Genomic DNA, 21021 nt, shown 5'->3' on the forward strand with positions numbered 1-21021 from the left:
ATGCCGGTCGGGTCTCCAGGGGGCGCGGCAGGCGGCGCGGCGCGGGGTGTCACCGCGCCCCCCGCGCGCCGAAGACGGGAATGCGCGCGGGGCGGGGCGCGCCGGGCGGCTCGGCCTCCTCCACCTGCCCGTCCCGCAGGCGCAGCACCCGGTCGGCCAGCCGGATATGGCTGGGCCGGTGCGTCGCCATCAGGATGGTGCAGCGGCCGCGGCGCGCGGCGATCACCTCGGTGAAGGCCTTGGCGCAGGCATCGTCCAGCCCGCTGACGGGCTCGTCGAGCAGCAGGATCGGGGCGTCGCGCAGCAGCGCCCCGGCCAGGGCGATGCGCAGCAGGATGCTGCGCGGCAGGCGCCCGCTGTAGTTGTCGCCCACCCGCGTGTCGAAGCCCTCCGGCAGCGCCTCGATGGCGTCCAGCACGCCGGCCTCGGCGGTCGCCGCACGCAGCTCAGCCTCGGAGGCGGTGGGGTGCGCCAGGCGGAGATTCTGCGCGATCGTGCCGTAGAGAAGCTCGGGCGCCTGCGGCACCCAGCCGATGTTGCGCCGGAGCACCGCCGGGTCGAAGGCGCGCACGTCATGCCCGTCGATCCGCACCACGCCGCCCTGCGGCCGGTACAGCCCGGCGACCAGCATCATCAGGCTCGACTTGCCCACCCCCTCGGCGCCGATGATGGCGACCACCTCGCCCGGCCGGATGGAGAAGCTGGCGCCCGCCAGCACCGGCTCGGATTGCTGCAGGTAGCGCAGGGTCACGCGGTGGAAGACGATGGCGCCCTGCTCCGGCGGCGCCATCCGGGCCTCGAGCGCGCTGGGGCGCTCGGTTTCCAGCGCGAGGAGCCCGTCCACCTGACGGATCGAGGCCTGGGTCTGCTCCCAGCGCGACAGCATCAGGAAGCCGGTCTGCAAGGGGCCGAGCACGCGCCAGATCAGCATCATGCCGGCGATCAGCGCACCCGCGCTCATCGAGCCGCCCAGCACGGCGAGCACCCCCGTCACCACCGCCGCGAGCCCTGACAGGGTGACCAGCGCCTGGCTGGTGGCGTGGACGGCGCTCGACAGCGTGCCGACCCGCGCCGAGGTCAGGGCGGCGGCGGCGGCGGCGGCGGCGTAGCGCTCGATCCAGCGGTCCTCCGCGCCGGTGAGCTTCAGGCTGCGCACCGCCTCCAGCGCCTCCACCGCCAGCGCCTCCCGCGCCTGGGTGGCGCGCGCCGCCTGGCCGATGGCCGCACGCATGGCCGCGCGGGAAGCCAGGAACAGCAGCGCGAAGCCGGCCACCGTGCCGGCCGGCACCAGCGCGATCCAGCCGCCCTGCGCCGCCATCAGCAGCATGACGACCAGGGTGAAGGGCAGGTCGAGCACCGCGATGGCGAAGCTGCCGGTCAGGAACTCGCGGATCGAGGCGAAGTCGCGCAGGCGCGAGACCTGCGCGGCGGTGCCCGCCCGCTCCACCAGGGCGGTGGGCAGGGACATCAGCTGGGTGAAGACGGCGCAGGAAACCAGCCGGTCCAGCCGCTCGCCGATGCGCAGGAGCGCCCGCTGCCGGATGCCGCGGAAGCCGACCTCCAGCAGCAGGGCGCCGAGCCCCCCCGCCACCAGCATGGGCAGCGTCTCCGGGCTGTGGCCGGCGACGACGGTGTCGAACACCGCCATGGTGAAGAGCGGCACGGCGAGGCCGAGCAGCGCCATCAGGCCGCTGATGCCGAGCAGCGCCGGAAGGTCGGCCCGGAAGCGCCGCGCCATGCCGGCGAACCAGTTCTGCCGGGAAAGGGTGGCGGGCGGCTCCGCCAGCAGCAGGAGCCTGCCGCGCAGCCCTTCCGTCCCGCAGGGGACCACGGCGCCGGTCGCGCCGTCGAGCCGCAGGAGCTGGCCGTACTCGTTCCGGTACAGCACGGCCGCCGCCGCGCCGGGCGCGAGCAGGATGGCCGGCAGGCGCCGGGGGTCCAGCCGGCCCGGGCGCAGCCGCTCCTCCCGCGTGGGATAGCCCAGCACCGCCAGCGTGTTGCGCAGGTCGGTGATGTCGATGTCCGGCTTGGCGTGCGGCAGGGCGGCCAGCAGGTCGTCCGCGCCGCCCGACCAGTCGAGCAGCCACAGCAGGGCCGAAAGGCAGCGCGCGAGGTCGGAGGGTGCGAGCAGCGCCCCGGGCAGGGCCAGCGGGGGCCGCGCGCGGCCGTCGCCCAGCAGGCTCATGCGCCGGGCTCCAGCAGGCCGCCGCGCAGCGTGAGGACGCGCTCGGCGATGCTCAGCGTGGAGCGGCGATGCGTCATCATCACCACCGTCACGTTGCCGCGCAGGGCCGAGAGCAGCCGCGCCAGGCGCGCATCGCCCTCGCTGTCGAGCTGGGCGGTGATGTCGTCGAGCAGCAGGATGCGCGGCTGCCCGATCAGCGCCCGCACCACGCCGATGCGCTGCGCCGCGCCGCGCGGCAGCGGCGTCGCGGCGATGCCCACCGGCGTGTGCCAGCCGCCCGGCAGGGTGCTGGCGACGTGGTCGAGGCCCAGCTCGGCGGCCAGGCGCAGGGCCGCCGCCTCCTGGTGCGGCTCGTGCAGGGTGAGGTTCTGCAGCAGGGTGCCGCGCACCAGCGCCGGGTCCGGCGGCACCAGGGCCACCAGGCGCCGCGCCGGCCACACATCCACCCCCGCGAGGTCCTGCCCGTCGATGCGCACGCGCCCCTGGTCGGGCCGCAATTCCCCGGCCATGAGCCGCAGCAGGGTCGAGCGCCCCGTGCCGTTGGCGCCGACGATGCCGATGATCTCCCCCGGCCGCGCCTCGAGGGAAAGCCCGCCGAACAGCCAGCCCCCCTGCCCGGCGCAGCGGAAGCGGATGTCCTCCAGGGAAAGCTGGCCGGCGGGCACCCGCAGCGGCGGCCGCTCCGCGTGGCGCTCCTGCGGCAGGGCGGCGATCTCGGCGACGCGCCGGCGGCTTTCCGCCAGGGATTGCAGGCGCGACCACAGGGCGATGCCGCCCAGGAGCGGCTGCATGGTGCGGCCCGCCAGCATGGTGCAGGCGCTCAGCCCGCCGACGGTCAGCTGCCCCTCGAGCACCATGCGGCAGCCGAGCGCGGCGACGCCGATGGTGGCGATCTGCGCCAGCAGCAGCCCCCCCTCCTGCCCCGCGGCGACCGCCTCGCCCAGGCTGCGGCGAAGCTGGGCGGAGCCACCCTGCAGGCGCTCGTAGCGGCGCTCCAGCAGCGGCTCGGCGCCCAGGATCTTCATGGCCTGGATGCCGTGCAGCGTGTCGAACAGGAAGTTGAAGCGCCGCTCCTCGGCCAGGGCCAGCGCCTGGGCCGCGCGCCGCACGCGGCGGCCGGTCAGCGCGGCCAGCAGCCCCGCCAGGGCCAGCAGCGCCAGCGGCACCAGCACCAGCGGCCCGGCGAGGTACCACATGCCCAGCAGGTAGAGCAGCGCGAAGGGAAGGTCGAGCATCGCCTGCAAGGCCGGGCCGGACCACGCCTCGCGCAGGGTGCCGATGGCGGAGAGCCGCTCCGCGTAGTAGCCGTTGCCATGCGCTTCCAGCGCCGCGAGGGGTGCGTGCAGCAGCCGCTGCATGGCCTGCCGGTGCGCCCGCGCCTCCGCGGCGGCGGCGATGCGCGCCAGGATGCGGGCGCGGGCATGCCGCACCAGCGCCTCCAGCAGGATGGCGGAGGCGACCGCCACGGCCAGGACCGCCAGGGTGCCGAGCGCCGCGTTCGGCAGCACGCGGTCATAGATCTGCAGGAGCATCGCCGGCAGGGCCAGGGCCAGCAGGGTCAGCAGCAGCGTGGCCAGCGTGACGGGCAGGAGGAAGGCGCCGCCGAAGCGGCCAAGGACGCTGCGGAAAGGGCGTGTCAGCCACGCGCCGGAGCCGCTGGCGGAAGGCGGGGGAAAGGCCGCGCGGAGCATCGCGTCACCCGCCCGCCCGGCCGGCGCGGAAGGGCCGCCCGGGGCGCCGGCGCGGAAGGCTGCCGATATGGCTCGTCCAGATCTTCATGCCACGTTGTTCCGCTGCGGGCGCTTCCGCCACGGGGCGGATCGGCACGGGCGGATCTTCGCGGCATCCGCTGAACGCATCGTTAACGCGGGCGGCCGGAGGTGCCTCGGGCGCTGGCCTCGGCACCGCCCCGAGGGAGGTGCGGGGGGCGGCGGAATCTGCGAGGCTCGCCGCTCGCCCCGCCGGAAAGGAGGAAGCCATGCAGGTCGCGGTCTTCAGCACCAAATCCTATGATCGCCGGTTCCTCGACGCCGCCAACGCGGCGGAGGGCGGGCGCCACGCCTTCCGCTACCTGGAGGCCAGGCTGACGCGGGACAGCGCGCCCCTGGCGGCGGGCGCCGAGGCGGTCTGCGCCTTTGTCAACGACGTGCTGGACCGCCCCGCCCTGGAGACGCTGGCCTCGGGCGGCACGCGGCTGGTCGCGCTGCGCAGCGCCGGGTTCAACAATGTCGATCTCGCGGCGGCCGCCGCGCTCGGCCTTGCCGTGGCGCGCGTGCCGGCCTATTCGCCGCATGCGGTGGCCGAGCATACGGTGGCGCTCATCCTTTCGCTCAACCGCAAGATCCACCGCGCCTATGCGCGGGTGCGGGAAGGCAATTTCGCGCTGGAAGGGCTGCTGGGCTTCGACCTGCGCGGCCGCACCGTGGGCATCGTCGGTACCGGCAAGATCGGCATGGCCGTCGCGCGGATCATGGCCGGGTTCGGCTGCCGCCTGCTCGCGCACGACCCCTTCCCCCCGCCGGAACTGGCCGCGCTCGGCGCGGCGGCCGTGCCGCTCGACACGCTGCTGGCCGGCTCCGACATCGTCTCGCTGCACTGCCCGCTGACGCCCGACACCCGCCACATGATCGACCACGCAGCCATCGCCCGCATGCGGCACGGCGCCATGCTGATCAACACGGGGCGCGGCGCCCTGGTCGATGCCGGCGCGCTGATCGAGGGGCTGAAGAGCGGCGCCATCGGCCATCTCGGGCTCGACGTCTATGAGGAGGAGGGCGACCTGTTCTTCGAGGACCTGTCCGACCAGATCCTGCAGGACGACGTCTTCGCCCGGCTGCTCACCTTCCCCAACGTGCTGATCACCGGGCACCAGGGCTTCTTCACGGCCGAGGCGATGCAGGCGATCGCGCGCACCACGCTCGAGAACCTGTCGAGCTTCGAGGCGACGGGCCGGCCGGCCAACCCGGTCGGGCCTCTCGGCTGAGCGGAAGGCCGGGCGGCCGCGGGGCGCCCTGTTTCGGAGGTTTCGTTTTCCTTTGGTATCGGTCTAGTCTGTTTCCCAGGCCATCGAACGTATGGCCATCCGATCAAGGGGGAGGACGACCATGCACCGCAGGACGCTGCTCGGCGCCACGCTGGGGGTGGCCGGAGGGGTCACCGGCTTCGCCATCACCGGGCGCGCCCAGGCCCAGGCCATCACCCTGAACGGCGCGTCGCAGTTCAACGACGAGCACGCCTTCACCCGCTGCATCGCGCGCTTCGAGGAGCTGGTGAAGCAGTACTACGGCAAGCCCATCAACTTCGTCCTGCACAAGAACAGCAGCCTCGGGCTGGAAAAGCAGTATTTCGAGTACATGGCGCAGGGCCGGGCGGTGGATTACGGCATCGTCTCGCCGGCCCACATGTCCACCTTCTCGCGCGCCGCGCCCTTCATCGACGCGCCCTTCCTGTTCCGCGACCTGCCGCACTGGAACAAGGTGCTGGACCAGGACATGCTGAAGCCCATCGCCGAGGAGATCGAGAAGCGGGCGCGGGTGATGCTGATCGGCTATGCGGGGGGTGGCGTGCGCAACATCTTCGCCAGCCGCCCCGCCGGCAGCCTGGACGCGCTGCGCGGCATGAAGGTGCGCGTGCAGGGGGCGCCGATCTGGAGCCGCACCTTCGCGGCGGCCGGCATGTCGCCCACCGTCATCGCCTATAACGAGATCTACAACGCCATTCAGAACGGCGTCATCGAGGCCGGCGAGAACGAGGCGGCGGGCGTCGAGCAGATGCGCTTCTACGAGGTGGCGCCGCACCTGGCGATGACGCAGCACGCCATCACCATCCGCCCGCTCTGCTTCTCCGTCGCCACCTTCGCCCGCCTGCCCGCCGACCTCCAGGCGGCGATCCGGCGCGCGGGGCCCGAGGCGGCCGCCTATGGGCGGCGCATCGAAGCCACCGAGGACGGGCAGAAGATCGCGGCGCTGGAGGCGGCGGGGCGGCTGAAGCGCGTGCCCTTCGCCGACCGCGACGCGTTGCAGCAGAAGGTGGCGCCGGTGCTGGCCACCTATGCGCGGGAGATCGACGCCGAGAGCATGCTGCGCCGCATCGCCGAGGTGACGAGCTGAGGGAAAGGCCGGATGCGACCCTTCCCCTCCAGCCGGACGACACCATGACCGAACCACGAAGGGCGGGGCCGCTGCGGCGCCTCGCCGACGCCTATGCGGCGCTGCTGCGCGGGCTGCTCGGCTGCACCGTGCTGCTGCTGCTGTTTCCCGTCACCCTGCAGGTGTTCTCGCGCTACACGCCCTTCATCCCGCACTACATCTGGACCGAGGAGATGGCGCGCTTCGCGCTGGTCTGGATGGTGATGCTGGGCGCCATCCTGGCGGTGCGCGAGGGCACCCACTTCATCGTCGATGTGTTTCCCGTCCTTTCGCCACGCGCGAGCGCGCTGATGGAGCTGGTCTCGGGCACCTTCGTGCTGGCGATGGCGGTGGCCTTCCTCGTCTGGGGCTGGGAGTTCACCGAGTTCGCCTTCTACCGCATCAGCGAGATGGCGGAGCTGCCGCTCTGGCTGATCCATGTCGCCTGGCCGCTGGCCGGGCTGTCCTGGGTGCTGTTCATGGGCCAGCGCATGGCCGATGCGCTGGCCGTGCTGCGGGGCGGCGGGGCATGAGCGGCGCCCTTCTTTCCCCGGGCGTGGCGGCGGTGCTGATGTTCGGCGTGTTCTTCGGGCTGATGGCGCTGCGCGTGCCGGTGGCCTTCTGCCTCGGCCTCGCCTGCCTGCCGATCCTGCTGATCGAGCCGCGCCTCTCGCCCTCCATCCTGGTGCAGGAGACCTTCAACGCCTACAACAGCTTCATCCTGCTGGCGGTGCCCTTCTTCCTGCTCACCGCCAACCTGATGAACATCGGCGGCATCACCGACCGGCTGATGCGCCTGGCGCGCGCCATGGTGGGCCACTTCCCCGGCGGGCTCGCGCAGATCAACGTGGTGCTCTCCTTCTTCTTCGCCGGCATCTCCGGCAGCTCCACCGCCGATGCGGCGAGCCAGAGCAAGGTGTTCATCGAGGCGCAGCGGCGGGAGGGCTATGACGACAGCTTCTCCGTCGCCATCACCGCCGTCTCGGCGGTGCTCGCCGTCATCATCCCGCCTTCCATCCTGATGATCGTCTGGGGCGGCGTGCTGAGCGTCTCGATCGGCGCGCTGTTCCTGGCGGGTGTGGTGCCGGGGCTGCTGATCGCGGGCGTGCAGATGGCCACCGTCCACGCCTATGCCAGGCTGCGCGGCTACCCCACCTATCCGCGCTCGACGCTGCGCGAGCTCGGCGTCGCGCTGCTCGTCTCGGTCCCGGCGCTCACCACGCCTTTCATCATCATCGGCGGCAAGCTGTTCGGCTGGTTCACCGCGACCGAATCCGCCTGCATCGCGGTGCTCTACGCCGGGGCGCTGTCGCTGCTGGTCTATCGCGAGATGGACATGCGGGGGCTGTGGCTGGCGCTGCTCGACTCCGGGCGGCTGGCGGCGGTGGCGCTGTTCTGCGTCGGCACCGCCAGCGCCTTCGGCTGGCTGCTGGCCTATTACGAGATCCCGAAGGCGCTGCTGGCGGGAGTGGAGGCCTGGGGCATGGGGCCGCTCGGCGTCGGGCTGTTCATCGCCGCCGTGTTCCTCGTCACCGGCTGCTTCCTCGACGCCATCCCCGCCATCATCATCGTCGGCAGCATCCTGCAGCCGCTGACCGTGACGGCGGGCATCGACCCCGTGCAGTTCGCCATGATCGGCATCGTCTCGCTGGCCTTCGGCCTGGTCACGCCGCCCTATGGCCTCTGCCTGATGATCGCCTGCTCGGTGGCGGGGATGCGCATGGCGGATGTGCTGAAGGACACCTTCATCATGCTCCTCCCCATGCTGGGGGTGCTGCTGCTCATCATCGCCTGGCCGGCGGTGGTGCTGTTCCTGCCGGGCCTCGTCTCGCCCGAGTTCCTCAACTGAGCCGCGGCGGCGCGGCCCTGGCGGCCGCCCCCTTGCCAGCCGCGCCGCGAGGCACGATCTCCCGCCCTCCGGGCGACCGGGCCGGCATGGTGCCGCGCCCGCGCCCCCCTGGATGAGGCGGAACGCGATCCGATGGCGTCACAGCTCTGGTTCCTGGGCAGCCTGCTGGTGGCGCTCGGCATCGCCGCGCATGTGCTGGGCTGGGACACGCTGCTGTGGATCCCCTCCATGGTGCTGGAGACGGTGCGGCAGAATCCCGGCACGGCGGGGCTCGTCGCCGCCGGCGGCATGCTGATGCTGGTCGCGCGGCTGATCGGCCGGCGGCGGCGGGACTGAACGGGAGGAGCCTGAACGGGAGGAACCTGGCCTCAGCGGCGCCCGCGCCCTCGCGAGACCCGCCAGAGCGCCAGCCCGTAGCGCGCCACCCCGTAGCCGCCCAGCCCGATGCCGAGCAGGCTGGCGCCCCAGATCAGGGTGGCGAGGATGTCCTGCCCCCCCATGCTAGCCCTGGCGGTCGTTCCTCATGCCCCGATCATGCGCCTTCCACAGCGTGAATTCCAGCCTCAGCACATAGGCCAGGGACAGCAGCGCCGTGGCCAGCAGCGCCGCCCCATAGGCGCTGCGCAGCGCGGGCCGCACCGCGCGCGCCAGCACCACGGGGTCCGACATCACCACCAGCCCCAGCACCGCCGCATGGGCGCACAGGAAGAACAGCAGCAGCCCCACCGCCCAGCGGTTGAAGGCCCCGGCGCATTGCCAGGCCCGGTCCGGCGCGCAGGCGCGGAACAGCAGGTCCGAGATCGGCCACAGCGCCAGCAGCAGCCCGAGCGCCGAGGCCTGCGGCCCGAAGCGCACCAGCATCTCGCCCAGTTCCAGCGCCGGCAGCGGGGAGCGGTAGTTGTCGCGGAAGATCACCGCCAGGGTGCCCAGAAGGCCAAAGGTCTGGGCCAGGGTCCAGCGCGCCAGGTTCTCCATGCCCTCCTCCCGTCTCCATCCGGTGTGCCACGCGGCCTGGGCGGGGGCAATGTTCTTCTTTTGTTCGTCCGATCAATCACACGGGAAAGGAACGGCGCCGGCCGCCCCCACAGCCAGGGCGTGCGCGGCGCCGGAACGCGCCTGCCTCATGCGCGTTCTTTCCCCGAACGCTCCGGAAGCTCCCTCATGCCGCCCCTCTCCCCCACCCCTCCCCCGCCGCCCGAGACGGAGACCGTCCGGCGGCGGCTGGAAGCCATCGCCCGGCTGCTGGACAGCCGCTGGCGCATCCCGCTGACCAACATCCGCTTCGGCGCCGACCCCGTGCTGAACCTGATCCCGGGCCTCGGCCTGCTGGCCTCCAAGGGGGTGTCGGTCTATCTGCTCTGGGAGGCGCGGCGGCTCGGCGTGCCGCCGGGCACGCTGCTGCGGATGCTCGGCCATCTCGGCCTCGACGCGCTGATCAGCGCCGTGCCGCTGGTGGGCTGGGCGGGGGACGTGTTCTACCGCGCCAACCAGCGCAACATGCGGCTGCTGCGGTCGCATCTCGAGCGCTCGCCCCCGCCCCGGCCTCCCTCCCCGCCCGGCTGAGGCGGGGCGTTCAGCCGCCGGGCGTGCCGAGCAGGTGCAGGACCAGCTCCCGCCGGTGCGGGCGGGTGCGGTGCTCGCACAGATAGACGGCCTGCCAGCGGCCCAGCACGGGCCGCCCCTCCAGCACGGGAATGGAAAGCTGCGTCTGGGTCAGCACGGCGCGCAGATGGGCGGGCATGTCGTCCGCTCCCTCCTCGTCGTGCCGGTAGGCCATGGCGTCCCCGTCGGGGATCAGGCGGCGGAGGAAATCCTCCAGGTCCTCCAGCACCTCCGGCGAGGCGTTCTCCTGCACCAGCAGCGAGGCGGAGGTGTGGCGGCACCAGACCGTGAGCAGCCCGGTGCCGATGCCGCATTCCGCCACCCAGCCCCGAAGCGGGGCGGTGATGTCGCGCAGACCGCGGCCCGTTGTCGCGATCTCCAGCCGCCGGCTGTGCTGCATCATGGGCAGGAGGCGCCGCTCAATGGGGCCGCTGGCCGCGCAGCTCCGCCAGCAGCTCCCGCAGCCGGGCATGCGCGGCGGCCACGTCGGGGCGCAGCAGGAAGCCGCCGATCCTCTGCCGCGTCTCGGCCTCCTCCTCGCCGCCCTCCTCCAGCACCATGGCGGTGGCACGCGAGAGAAAGCCCTGCATCGCCTGGGGCGAAGGCGTGGCGCCCTTCGCGCCCGCCTCGTCGATGGCCAGGATCAGGTCGCTCAGCCGGCGCAGCCAGAGAAAGGCGGGGTCGTGCATCACCGCCTGCAACAGGGCATAGGGGTTGCTGGCCACGGGCGAGCCGGCGGCCTGGGCGTTCAGCAGGCTGCGGTGCAGCTCGGCGATGGCGGCCGCCAGGCGGCGGTGCGGCTGGCTGGCCAGGGTTGTGCGGGGCTGGATCATGCCTCCCGCTATACCCAACCCGCCCCGCAAGGCGAGAGCGCGGATGCGGCGCAGGCATGAAAAAGGCCGGCATCGCGCGGATGCCGGCCTCTTGGACAGGAGGCCCGGCCGGGAAGCCGCGCGGGCTCCCCGGAGAGCGTCGCCTCAGCCGACCAGCGGGTCGTAGGCGCCGGCGCGGCCCTCGGACAGGCCGTACTGGATCCAGTGCAGCGCCAGGTCCTCCGCCGAGGTCAGGCCGGCGGCGGCGAGATCGGCATTGACGGCGGCGTAGCTGGTCTCGTTGAACAGGTCGGCCTCGCGGCCCTCGCCGGAGCCGTACTGGATGAAGTGCAGGGCACCGGCATCCGAGATCCCCTCGGCGCCGTTGGCGCCGCGGTAGGCCTCGACCAGATCGACATGGCTGGCCACATATTGCAGGCCGCCGAAGGTGATGTCGCGGCCCTCGCCGAGGCCGTTCTGGATGTAGTGGGCGGCGCCCGCATCCTCGATCGCCGCGGCACCGCCCGCGCCGCCGAAGGCCGCGATCAGGTCGTCATGGCTGGCCACATAGTCCAGCCCGTCGAAGGTGACGGTGCGGCCCTCGTTGAAGCCGAACTGCACGAAATGCTCGGTGCCGGCCACGTCGTTCGCGCCGAAGACGCCGATCAGGTCCTCATGGCTCGCGATGTAGGACAGGCCGGCGAAATCGGTCGGGCGGCCCTCGGCGCGGCCGGCGACGAGATAATGGCGGGCGCCGCCCTCATCGGCGTTGGCGCCGAAATCGGGGCTCGCCAGCACGTCCAGATTGGCGGCCAGATAGGAATTACCGTCGAAGCCGAAGCCGCGGCCCTCCACCGCGCCATAGTCGCGGAAGTGATCGAACGCGGCGCCCGGATCAACACCCAGCGCGTCCGCCACGTCGAGGTTCGAGGCGAGGTAGGTGTAGGACAGGAACTCGTTGAAGTCGTTGAACTCGTAGGCGCCCGGGTTGCCGGTGAACTCCAGCGCCTCGATGTCCAGCAGGGTCTTCACGCCCTCCGGCCCCCGCAGCACGCCTTCATTCTCGTAGCGGTAGACCTCCCACGCCTCCAGCGCGCCGCCGACGCGGACGGTGTCGCGCCCGTCGCCACCCTCGACGCGATCGATGCCCGGGCCGGGCTGGAGCAGGTCGTTGCCGCCACGCGCCTCGATGCGGTCATTGCCGCCAAGGCCGACAATGGTGTCATTCTCGCGCGAATCGGGAGCGACCAGGTCGTCGTTGCCTTCGGTGCCTATGATAACAGCCATCGGCGCTTCTCCTTGTTTCGACTGGCCGGAAAACGGCGAAGCGCGGAACTGGTTGCCTGCCCGCCCCTGCCGTTACGCAGCCGTCACACGCCGCGGACCTCCGCGTCCCGCTCGCGCGGCCAGGCGAAGAAGTTGAAGACATAGCGCTCGGAGGCTGCGCCGAAGACCGAGGGATCGGGGCTCGCGCGGTGCATGCGCGGCCGGTCCAGCGCGGCGACGGGATGCCAGCGCCCGTCCAGGTGAAAGCCGGTGTCGTAGCCGAGGGCGTCGAGAAAGGCGGGAACGGCCCAGGTGGCGCCTTCGCGGTGCCGCTCCTCGAGCTCGAGCGTGAGCAGGGGCCGGCAGCGGCGCAGCGTCTCGCGGGCGCCGCGCAGCACCTCGTATTCGGCGCCCTCCACATCCAGCTTGAGCGCCACCACATCCGCCAGCGCCAGGCTGTCCAGGGTGACGGCCGGGACGGACAGGCGGCGCGTGCCGACGCGCTGCCCGAAGCCGGCATAGGATTTCACGGTGGAAGCCCATTGCTCCTGCGGCACGCCGTCCAGCACGGGCAGCACGAGCTTCAGCGTGCCCGCGGCATCCGACAGCGCTTCCCGCCGCAGCGTGACGTTGGCAAGCCCGGCACAGGCGCGGGCGAGGCGCGCATGGGCCTCCGGCAGCGGCTCGAAGGCCAGGACGCGCGCGCCCGGCAGGCGGGCCAGCGGCAGGGTCAGCAGGCCGTCATGCGCGCCGGCATCGACGATCAGGCCCGGCCGGTGCCACCGGGTGAGGAAGGTGAGCTCATCCATGGTGGGAGCAGGGCATGGCGCCGGCCCGGGCGCCAGCGCCCTCCCCGTCAGTTGACCACGGCGATCTGCTGCGGGTCGAACTCCAGCCACACCTTCTCGCCCACCTCGTGCACCTGGAGCGGCGGCGCGGTGACGCGCAGCTGGAGGCCGCTCTCCTGCGGGCGCACCACATAGTCCCAGGACTCGCCCAGATAGGTGCGCTGCGAGACGGTGGCGGGCAGCAGCGGATGGCCCTCGCGCGCCACGGGCGGCGTGCGGTGCAGCGCCATGCTCTGCGGCCGCACGGACAGCAGGATGGGCCTGGCCGAATCCGGCACCGCCCCGCCGAGTTGCGCGGCGCGCAGCGCGAAGCCGTCGAGCCCGATCTCGCCATTCGCCAGCCGCCCCTCCAGCAGGTTGGTGCGGCCGATGAAGGCGGCGACGAAGCGCGTGCGGGGCCGGGTGTAGATCAGGTGCGGCGCGTCCACCTGCTCGATGCGTCCCGCGTTCATCACCGCGATGCGGTCGGCCGTCGCCATCGCCTCCGCCTGGTCGTGCGTGACATAGACGGTGGTGATGCGGAACTCGTCATGCAGGCGGCGGATCTCGAAGCGCATCTCCTCACGCAGGTTGGCGTCGAGGTTGGAGAGCGGCTCGTCGAGCAGCAGCACGGAGGGCTGCACCACGATGGCGCGCGCCAGCGCCACGCGCTGCTGCTGCCCGCCCGAAAGCTCGGCCGGGTAACGGTCCGCGAGGTGGCTCATCTTCACCACCTCCAGGATGCGGCCGATGCGCGCCTTCACCTCCGCGCCCGGCAGCTTCTGCAGCTTGAGGCCGAAGCCGACATTCTCGGCCACCGTCATGTTCGGCCAGATGGCGTAGCTCTGGAAGATCATCGACATGCGGCGCCGCTCCGGCGGCAGCACCGCGCCGGGGGCGGAGAGCACCTCGCCGTTCATGGTGATGCTGCCCTCGGTCGGCTCGATGAAGCCGGCGATCATGCGCAGCGTCGTGGTCTTGCCGCAGCCCGAGGGGCCGAGGAGGGAGACGAACTCCCCCTCCTCCAGCGTCAGGTCCACATTGTCCACCACCTTGAGCGGGCCATAGGCCTTGCCGAGGCCCTTGAGCGTCAGACGGGGCATGGTTCTCAGTTCCTCCGCAGCATGAAGTCGCGGCCGGCCAGCTTCATGCCGATGGCGACCAGGACCAGGGTGATGGCCAGCAGCAGCCCGCCAAAGGCCGCGAGCACCTCGAAATTGCCGGCCTCGCTCAGGTCGTAGAGCAGCACGGCCATGGTGCGGGTGCGCGGCCCCACCAGGAACACCGCCGCCGACAGCTCGCGCGAGGCGACGATGAAGACGATCAGCCAGCCGCCGATCAGGCTCCGGCTGATCAGCGGCGCGGTGATGCGCCGGATGGTCAGCAGGCGGCCGCCGCCCAGGATGCGCGAGGCCTCCTCCATCTCCGGATGCACCGCCCGCACCGCGGCCGAGGAGTTGGCGAAGGCGATCGGCAGGAAGCGCGCGGTGAAGGCCAGGATGATGATCAGCGCGGTGCCGTAGAGCGCCACGGGCGGCGCCGCGTAGGCCGCGTAGAAGCCGATCGCCATGACGATGCCGGGGATGACGAAGGGCGCCATGGCCAGGAAGCCCAGCGCCGAGCCGAAGGGCACCAGCCGCCGCGCCACGATGTAGGCCACCAGCACCGCGATGATCACCGCCGCCGTCGCCGCCGCGGCCGAGAACCACAGCGTGTTCCAGATGGAGGTGAGCGCCATCTCGTGCCGGAACAGCAGGTAGGCGTAGTTGTCGAGCGTCAGGTTGGAGAAGGAGAGGCCCCGCCCCCAGGCCTTGGCGAAGGAGGCCTGCAGCAGCACCGCCAGCGGCATCAGCACCGAGAGCGCGCCCACGAACACGCAATAGCCGAGCAGCGCCCAGCGCCAGCCGCCCAGCCGGATCGGGCGCCGCTCGCCGCCCTTGCCGGTCTGCGAGACGAAGCCCTTGCGCGCCAGCAGCAGCTTCTGCACCGCGATCATGCCGATGGTGATGAGCAGCAGCGGCATGGCGTAGGCGGCCGCCACCTCCACCCGCACCGGATACTCGAAGAACTGCCAGAGCTGGGTGGTGACGACGTTGATGCGCGCCGGGATGCCGATGATGGCCGGCGTGCCGAACAGCGCCACCGTCTCGAGGAACACCACGATGATGCCGCCCAGCACGGCGGGCCAGACCAGCGGCAGCGTCACCTTGCGCATCGCCGTCAGGGTGCCGGCGCCGAGGATGTTGGCCGCGTCCTCCATCTCCGACGAGATCAGGTCGAGCGCCGACTTCACGAAGATGAAGATCAGCGGAAAGGAGTGCAGCGCGATGACGAGCGCGAGCCCGGTGAAGCTGTAGACGTTGACCAGCGGCGCCTCGATGCCGGTCAGCCAGCTCCAGGCCTGGTTGAGGAAGCCGGAGTTCGGCCCCGCCAGCAGGATCCAGCCCACCGCGCCGAGATAGGGCGGCATGATGAAGGCGCCCATCACCATGGCCCAGGTGAAGCCCTTGCCCGGCATGTCGGTGCGCGAAACGGCCCAGGCCATCGGCACCGCGAAGACCACCGAGAACAGCGAGGACAGCGCGCCCAGCATCAGGGAGTTGCCGAGCGCCTCGAGGTAGCGCGCGCGGCCATAGGCGGTGGCGTAGTTGGACAGGGTGAAGGCGCCGGTGCCCTGCTCCTCGAAGGAGACGATCAGCAGCTTGCCGATCGGCACCGCCACCAGGAACAGCAGGGCCGCCACCAGCAGCACCCAGAGCAGGTTCGATGGCTCCAGGTAGCGCAGGCGCCTGAGCAGGCCGGACCGCCGCGCTTCCAGCGCGGCGGGCTTGGCCAGGATCGCGGCGGAATCCGTCATGCGGTCGCGTCTCCCTCGCGGCGTCGGGGTGGGTTCAGATGCCGAAGGTGTCGCGCCATTGTTCCTTCACCTCCGGCACGCCGCTCTCCACCTCCTGCGGTGTGGGCATGATGATCTTGATGGCGCTGAGCGGGGCCGCGCCTTCGGGCGGCGGCACGTCGCTGCGCAGGGACTCCGAGAAGTAGCGCCGCGTGGTGCGGAAGTATTCCGGCCCGGTGGCGAACTCCATGAACAGCTTCGCCGCATTGGGGTGCGGGGCGTTCTTCTGGATGCAGCTCGGCGACGGGATCACCACCGTGCCGTCCGTCGGGTAGATCAGCTCCTGCGGGTTGCCGCGCGAGATGGACAGCAGCGCCGTGGCCGATGGGACCGCGACGCCGATGCTGCGCTCGCCGGCGTTCAGCGCCGTCACTGGGTCGATGCTGGAGCGGCCGATCTGCGGCTGGTTCCTCTCAAGCTTGGTGAAGTAGTCCCAGCCATACATCTTGCGCATCAGCACGGCCCAGGCGCCGATGGCGCCGCTGAAGCCCGGATGGCCCACGGCCAGCTTGCCGCGCCATTTCGGGTCCAGCAGGTCCTGCCAGCTCTTCGGCGCCTCCTCCGCGCTCACCTGCCGGGTGTGGCGGGAGATGAGGTGGACGCCGATGTAGAAGACATGGAACTGGTCGTCCGGGTCGCCGGCCTTGCGGACGAACTCCATCAGCCCCTCGGCATTGCGCGGGCGGTAGGCCATCAGCCGCCCCTGCCGCTTGAGGAAGGTGGAGTGGCTGTAGTCGGTGGAGCTGAACACGTCGCATTGCGCGACGCCGGCGCGGATGTCCTGGGAGAGCCGCTGGAAGGCTACCTGCGAGGTGCTGCGCACCACGTTCACATGCACGCCCGGATAGCGCTCCCCGAAGGCGCGGCCCACCGCCTCGGAGGTTTCCGCGCTCTGCTGGCCGGAATACCAGGTGACCTGGCCCTCGCGCCGGGCCGCCTCGTAGAGCTCCCTCTCATGCGCCGGCAGCTCCTGCGCGGCGGCGCGCGCGGCGGCGCCGCTGCCCGCGATGATGGCGGCACTGGCCAGCAGGCCGCGCCGGCTGATCCCTTCCATGGTGTCTCTCCCCTGTGCTTCCTGCTTGCCGCCGCGGCGTCGTTGCGCCGCGGCCCGGTCCGGCCAGGCGCCGGCCTTCGGGCGCCGTTCCCTCAGACGCCGAAGGTGTCGCGCCAGAGCTCCTTCACCTCCTGCCCGTCGCGCTCCAGCGCCTCCGGGTCGGCGGTGATCAGCGGGATCTCGGAAAGCGGCCGCGCGCCGGGCGGCGGCGGCACGTCGTCGCGCAGCGACTCACCGAAGAACCGGCGGGTGACCCGCTGGCCCTCCGGCCCGGTCAGGAACTCCATGAACAGCCGCGCCGCGCTGGCATGCGGCGCGTTCCTCAGCACGGCGCTCGGCGCGGGCACCATCAGCGTGCCATCGGTCGGGTAGATCAGCGTGATCGGGTTCCCGCGCGAGATGGAAAGCAGCGTGGTGGCCGAGGGAATGCCGGCGCCGATGACGCGCTCCCCGGCGTTCAGCGTGGTCACCGGGTCGCCGCTGGAGCGGCCGATCTGCGGCTGGTTCTTCTCCAGCGCCTTGAAGTAATCCCAGCCATACATCTTGCGCATCAGCAGGCACCAGGAGGTGATGGCGCCGCTGTAGCCGGGATGGCCCACCGCGATCTTGCCGCGCCACTTCGGGTCGGTCAGGTCCTTCCAGCTCTTCGGCGCCTCCGCCTCGGACACGGCGTTGCTGTTCCGGGCCATCAGGTAGAGGCCGAGATAGGTGACGTGGAAGAAGCCGTCCGGATCGCCCGCGTCGCGCGCCGCCTGGATCAGCCCATCCGCGTTGCGCGGGCGGTAGGCCGCCAGCCGGTCCTGGCGCTTCAGGTGGGCGGCGTGGCTGTGGTCGGTGGAGCTGAACACGTCGCATTGCGCGATGCCCGCGCGCATGTCCTGCGCCAGCCGCTGGAAGGCCACCTGCGAGGTGCTGCGCACCACATTCACCTTCACCCCCGGATAGCGCTCGGAGAAGCCCCGCCCCAGCGCCTCGGAGGGCTCGGCCTGCATCTGGCCGGTGTACCAGGTGACCTCGCCCTCGCTCTTCGCGGCCTCGTACAGCGCCTTCTCATGCGCGGGCATGTCCTGCGCCCGCGCCTCCTGCGCCTGCGCGAGCCTCGCCGCGGCCCCGCCCGCCGCCAGGCCAAGCAGCAGACGCCTGTTCAGAACCACCATCGCCAGTTTCCTCCCTTGTCGCGGCGGGGTGGCGGCTCTGCGTCCGCCTTGGCGCCCCGCACGGTGGCAGCCCGGCCCAAGGGCCGGGGAAGATCGGGCCGCGGAAGCCTCAGCGCCCGGCGAAGACCGGCGGCCGCTTCTCCTGGAAGGCGCGGCGGCCCTCGGCATAGTCGGCGCTGTCGAAGCAGGCGCGGTTGAGCTGCTCCACCAGTGCCTTGTCCCGCGCCATCGGGTCGCCCGCGAGCTGGTCGATCGCCACCTTGGACGCCTCCACCGAAAGGGGCGCGTTGCGGGCGATCTGCAAGGCCAGCTCGGTCACGGTGGCCTCCAGCTCCTCCGGCGGCACCACGCGGTTGACCAGGCGGCAGGCCAGCGCCTCGGCCGCGTCGAGCTGGCGGCCGGTGAACAGGATCTCCTTGGCCATGGCCGGCCCCGCCAGCGCCACCAGCCGCGACAGGCTCTCATAGCCATAGGCGATGCCGAGCTTGGCCGCCGGAATGCCGAAGCGGCTGTCGCTGGAGGCGATGCGCAGATCGGCCATTAGCGCCGTGGCGTAGCCGCCGCCGATGCAGAAGCCCTGGATCATCGCAATCAGCGGCTTGCGCAGCCCTTCCAGCCTGCGCCGCGCCTCGCCGCTGCGCCGGCCATATTCCTGCTGCGCCGCGGCATCGGCGCGCACGCGGTCGAACTCGCTGATGTCGGCGCCCGAGGCGAAGGCCTTGCCGCCCGCGCCATGCATCACCACCACGCGCACCGCGTCGTCGGCGGCGAAGTCGTCGGCGGCCGCGGCGATCGCGTCCCACATCGCCAGCGAGATGGCGTTGCGCTTCTCCGGCTGGTTGATCGTCAGCCAGCCAATGCCGTGCTCCTTGCGGGTCAGGATCTTGTTGGCGGCGTCAGGGGAAAACTGGACGTTCATGGAATGCCGGACCTTGCTGCAGTGCCAGAGGCGATCACGCGCGTCGGGGAACGGCGCCGGGCCAGTGGCCAGCGTGGCGGCGTGTGGCGGCGGCCTGCCCGTGGGGGCGGTCCACGCTTCCGGTTCGTTCCTCTCCTGAGAGGAAGCTTGTCACCGCCCATGCAGGCTGTAAACAATAAACACCGCGCTCAGGCGGGGAGGCCACCGTCCATGTCACACCGACCGGCAGCCGGCGGCCGCTCCGGTGACGAGACACGCGAAGGCGCGAGCGGCGTCTCGGCATTGCGCGACCGCATCGCCGCGCGGCAGCCGCTCGGCCGCAGCGTCAAGGCGGCGCTGGAGGCGCTGATCGAGAGCGGCGCGCTGCCGCCCGGCGCGCGGCTGAACGAGGTGGCGCTGGCGGCGCGGCTCGGCGTCAGCCGCGGCCCGGTGCGCGAGGCGGCGCGCGCGCTGGAAAAGGACGGGCTTGTCACCGTCATCCTCAACAGAGGCGCCTTCGTGCGCACCCTCGGGCTGGAGGAGGCGGCGCAGATCTACGAGCTGAACGCGGTGCTGTTCGGCCATGCCGCCGCCCTGCTGGCCGAGCGCCTGTCCGGCCGCGCCGGCGCGCCGGAGGCCGCCACGCTGCGCGAAACGGTGGCGCGCATGGACCGCGCCGTGGAACAGGGCGCGCTTGAGGCCTTCTTCGCCGACAACGCGCTGTTCCACCGGCAGATCGTGGAGTTCTGCGGCAACCAGCCGCTGCGCGCGGTCTATCTGGAGCACACGCGCAAGCTGCTGCTGCTGCGCCGCCGCTCCTTCGATGCCGCCGGCAACATGCGGGCGGCCAATGCGGAGCACCATCGCCTGCTGGCCAGCATCCTGGCCGGGGCGGCAGAGCCGGCGCGGCGCCACGCGGAGGCGCACACGCGCGCCGGGCGGGCCCGCTTCCTGGCCGCCATCGCGCAGGGCGGCGCGGCGGCGGAGCCCAGCGACACGCCCCATGAACAGGCGCCGTGACACACGGCGGATCGGAAGGAAACACCATGCTGCTGCTTGACCGGATCGGCGTCGACATCGGCCGCCGCCTGAAGCTGGAGGACGCCATCGAATGGGCGGCCGCGAACCAGGTCCGCTACATCGACATCCAGCTCGACACCGGCCCCAACCGGGTGAACGCGTTCGACGACGCCCGCGCGGCCGCGATCCGCGAGCAGGCGGCGCGGCGCGGCGTGACGATCGGCCTGCACACGCTCTCGGCGGTGAACGTGGCGGAATACTCGCCCTTCCTGTCGGAAGCCGTGGACGCCTACATGCGCGCCTATATCGACCTCGCGCCGAAGCTGGGCGCGGAATGGATCGTGGTGCATGCGGGCTACCACTTCACCGCCGACGTGAAGCCGCGCATGGAGGCGGGGCTGGAGCGGCTCAAGCGCATGGTGGGCCATGCCGAGGAGCGCGGCGCGCTGCTGCTGCTCGAGAACCTCAACAAGGAGCCCGAGGACGCCGAGGTTCACTACCTGGCGCACAGCATCGAGGAATGGCGCCACTACTACGAGCGGATCAACTCGCCCGCCTTCGCCCTGTCCTTCACCGCCAACCACGCGCATCTGATGCCGGAAGGGGTGGAGGGCTTCGTCGACGCCATCCCGCTGGAGCGCGTGGCCGAGGTGCGGCTGGCGGACTGCTTCCGCAACGGCCATGAGCAGCACCTGCTGCCCGGCCAGGGCGACTTCGACTTCGGCGCCATGTTCGCGCTGCTGGAGCGGAAGGGCTTCAAGGGCCACTACATGAACGCCTTCGGCACGCTCGACGACATGCAGAAGGCCCGCCACGACATGGTGGCCATGGCGCAGGAGGCCGGCACCCCGGTTTCCTGAGGCGCGGCGTCCTTCCGGAAGCGCCCGGGGGCTTCCCCGAGGCCCCTCCCCGGCGGCCATTCCCGGCCCGATGGTTGGCAAAGCGCCGCGCGGTTGGGTATCACCCACCGCGCGGCGGCGCCTGCCCGCCAATCCAGCACGAGGCCCAGCATGAGCACCGACACCCCGCCCGACCGCCTCTCCAGCAACCCGAAGAGCCCCTACTACGATGCCGCCGCCATGGAGCGGGGCGTGGGCGTCCGCTTCAAGGGCGTCGAGAAGAACAACGTGGACGAGTATTGCGTCAGCGAGGGCTGGGTGCGCCTGACCCTTGGCAATTCGGTGGACCGCAAGGGCAACCCGATGACCATGAAGCTGCAGGGCACCGTCGAGCCCTATTTCCGCGACACCGTCTGAGGCGGCGGCCGGAACCCGGCCGCGCCTTCTCGCCGCTCCCTCCCCGCCCCGCCCACCGCCGAAGGACATGAC

Annotated in this window: 22 protein-coding genes; 9 read left to right on the forward strand and 13 right to left on the reverse strand. The window is 71.8% G+C overall.

What is annotated here, in order from left to right:
- Window positions 1–49: 49 nt before the first annotated feature.
- A complete protein-coding gene (locus CR162_RS04340) occupies window positions 50–2185 on the reverse strand; it encodes a peptidase domain-containing ABC transporter (RefSeq protein ID WP_099094318.1) in 2136 nt (711 codons plus the stop codon).
- The gene (locus CR162_RS04345; RefSeq protein WP_099094319.1) at window positions 2182–3876 is read right to left on the reverse strand and encodes an ATP-binding cassette domain-containing protein; all 1695 of its coding nucleotides are present in this window, start codon (window positions 3874–3876) and stop codon (window positions 2182–2184) included. The genes CR162_RS04340 and CR162_RS04345 overlap by 4 nt, the downstream gene beginning before the upstream one ends.
- Before the next feature lie 287 nt (window positions 3877–4163).
- On the opposite strand from CR162_RS04345, the gene CR162_RS04350 reads away from it, so the two are divergent.
- The 5 genes from CR162_RS04350 (at window position 4164) to CR162_RS04370 (ending at window position 8497) form a co-directional block, all read left to right on the forward strand.
- Window positions 4164–5168 (forward strand): 2-hydroxyacid dehydrogenase, encoded by a 1005-nt coding sequence (locus CR162_RS04350; protein ID WP_099094320.1) that lies wholly within the window; start codon window positions 4164–4166, stop codon window positions 5166–5168.
- Window positions 5169–5289: 121 nt separating this feature from the next.
- Window positions 5290–6294 (forward strand): TRAP transporter substrate-binding protein, encoded by a 1005-nt coding sequence (locus CR162_RS04355; protein ID WP_099094321.1) that lies wholly within the window; start codon window positions 5290–5292, stop codon window positions 6292–6294.
- Between the two features lie 44 nt (window positions 6295–6338).
- Entirely contained in the window at window positions 6339–6845 is a 507-nt protein-coding gene (locus CR162_RS04360) for a TRAP transporter small permease (protein WP_099094322.1), read from the forward strand.
- A complete protein-coding gene (locus CR162_RS04365) occupies window positions 6842–8161 on the forward strand; it encodes a TRAP transporter large permease (protein WP_099094323.1) in 1320 nt (439 codons plus the stop codon). The genes CR162_RS04360 and CR162_RS04365 overlap by 4 nt, the downstream gene beginning before the upstream one ends.
- A 132-nt stretch (window positions 8162–8293) precedes the next feature.
- Window positions 8294–8497 carry a hypothetical protein gene (locus CR162_RS04370; protein ID WP_099094324.1) on the forward strand — a complete coding sequence of 68 codons (204 nt, stop codon included), beginning with the start codon at window positions 8294–8296 and terminating at the stop codon, window positions 8495–8497.
- Between the two features lie 32 nt (window positions 8498–8529).
- Here CR162_RS04370 and CR162_RS23040 read toward each other — a convergent pair whose 3' ends face one another.
- Both CR162_RS23040 and CR162_RS04375 read right to left on the reverse strand, forming a co-directional pair.
- Window positions 8530–8661, reverse strand: coding sequence for a hypothetical protein (locus tag CR162_RS23040; RefSeq protein ID WP_281254949.1), 132 nt, complete (start codon window positions 8659–8661; stop codon window positions 8530–8532).
- Window position 8662: 1 nt separating this feature from the next.
- A complete protein-coding gene (locus CR162_RS04375; RefSeq protein WP_099094325.1) occupies window positions 8663–9136 on the reverse strand; it encodes a hypothetical protein in 474 nt (157 codons plus the stop codon).
- Between the two features lie 186 nt (window positions 9137–9322).
- Here CR162_RS04375 and CR162_RS04380 point away from each other — a divergent pair, with 186 nt between their 5' ends.
- Complete coding sequence (locus CR162_RS04380; RefSeq protein WP_099094326.1) at window positions 9323–9724, forward strand: DUF4112 domain-containing protein; 402 nt, start codon at window positions 9323–9325, stop codon at window positions 9722–9724.
- Between the two features lie 10 nt (window positions 9725–9734).
- Here CR162_RS04380 and CR162_RS04385 read toward each other — a convergent pair whose 3' ends face one another.
- The 9 genes from CR162_RS04385 to CR162_RS04425 all read right to left on the reverse strand — a co-directional run bounded on the left by CR162_RS04385 (window position 9735) and on the right by CR162_RS04425 (window position 18694).
- On the reverse strand, window positions 9735–10166 hold the full coding sequence (locus CR162_RS04385; protein WP_099094327.1) for a secondary thiamine-phosphate synthase enzyme YjbQ: 432 nt from the start codon (window positions 10164–10166) through the stop codon (window positions 9735–9737).
- A gap of 16 nt (window positions 10167–10182) precedes the next feature.
- Window positions 10183–10596 (reverse strand): hypothetical protein, encoded by a 414-nt coding sequence (locus CR162_RS04390; protein ID WP_099094328.1) that lies wholly within the window; start codon window positions 10594–10596, stop codon window positions 10183–10185.
- A gap of 144 nt (window positions 10597–10740) precedes the next feature.
- A complete protein-coding gene (locus tag CR162_RS04395; RefSeq protein WP_099094329.1) occupies window positions 10741–11862 on the reverse strand; it encodes a hypothetical protein in 1122 nt (373 codons plus the stop codon).
- 83 nt (window positions 11863–11945) lie between these two features.
- Entirely contained in the window at window positions 11946–12650 is a 705-nt protein-coding gene (locus tag CR162_RS04400; protein WP_099094330.1) for an FkbM family methyltransferase, read from the reverse strand.
- A 47-nt stretch (window positions 12651–12697) separates the two neighbouring features.
- Window positions 12698–13771, reverse strand: a complete 1074-nt coding sequence (locus CR162_RS04405; protein ID WP_099094331.1) for an ABC transporter ATP-binding protein — start codon at window positions 13769–13771, stop codon at window positions 12698–12700.
- 5 nt (window positions 13772–13776) lie between these two features.
- Complete coding sequence (locus CR162_RS04410) at window positions 13777–15525, reverse strand: ABC transporter permease (protein ID WP_099094332.1); 1749 nt, start codon at window positions 15523–15525, stop codon at window positions 13777–13779.
- 34 nt (window positions 15526–15559) lie between these two features.
- Entirely contained in the window at window positions 15560–16618 is a 1059-nt protein-coding gene (locus CR162_RS04415) for an ABC transporter substrate-binding protein (RefSeq protein WP_099094333.1), read from the reverse strand.
- Between the two features lie 92 nt (window positions 16619–16710).
- Window positions 16711–17775: an ABC transporter substrate-binding protein gene (locus CR162_RS04420; RefSeq protein ID WP_099094334.1), complete on the reverse strand. Its 1065-nt coding sequence runs from the start codon at window positions 17773–17775 to the stop codon at window positions 16711–16713.
- Between the two features lie 109 nt (window positions 17776–17884).
- Window positions 17885–18694 carry an enoyl-CoA hydratase gene (locus CR162_RS04425; protein WP_099094335.1) on the reverse strand — a complete coding sequence of 270 codons (810 nt, stop codon included), beginning with the start codon at window positions 18692–18694 and terminating at the stop codon, window positions 17885–17887.
- Between the two features lie 210 nt (window positions 18695–18904).
- Here CR162_RS04425 and CR162_RS23045 point away from each other — a divergent pair, with 210 nt between their 5' ends.
- The 3 genes from CR162_RS23045 (at window position 18905) to CR162_RS04440 (ending at window position 20949) form a co-directional block, all read left to right on the forward strand.
- Window positions 18905–19693 carry a GntR family transcriptional regulator gene (locus CR162_RS23045; protein ID WP_176559714.1) on the forward strand — a complete coding sequence of 263 codons (789 nt, stop codon included), beginning with the start codon at window positions 18905–18907 and terminating at the stop codon, window positions 19691–19693.
- Between the two features lie 26 nt (window positions 19694–19719).
- The gene (locus CR162_RS04435) at window positions 19720–20553 is read left to right on the forward strand and encodes a sugar phosphate isomerase/epimerase family protein (protein ID WP_099094337.1); all 834 of its coding nucleotides are present in this window, start codon (window positions 19720–19722) and stop codon (window positions 20551–20553) included.
- 150 nt (window positions 20554–20703) lie between these two features.
- Window positions 20704–20949: a DUF3297 family protein gene (locus CR162_RS04440; RefSeq protein ID WP_099094338.1), complete on the forward strand. Its 246-nt coding sequence runs from the start codon at window positions 20704–20706 to the stop codon at window positions 20947–20949.
- Window positions 20950–21021: the final 72 nt, after the last annotated feature.

The organism is Teichococcus rhizosphaerae, from assembly GCF_002631185.1.
In the GTDB taxonomy this organism is placed as follows: domain Bacteria; phylum Pseudomonadota; class Alphaproteobacteria; order Acetobacterales; family Acetobacteraceae; genus Pseudoroseomonas; species Pseudoroseomonas rhizosphaerae.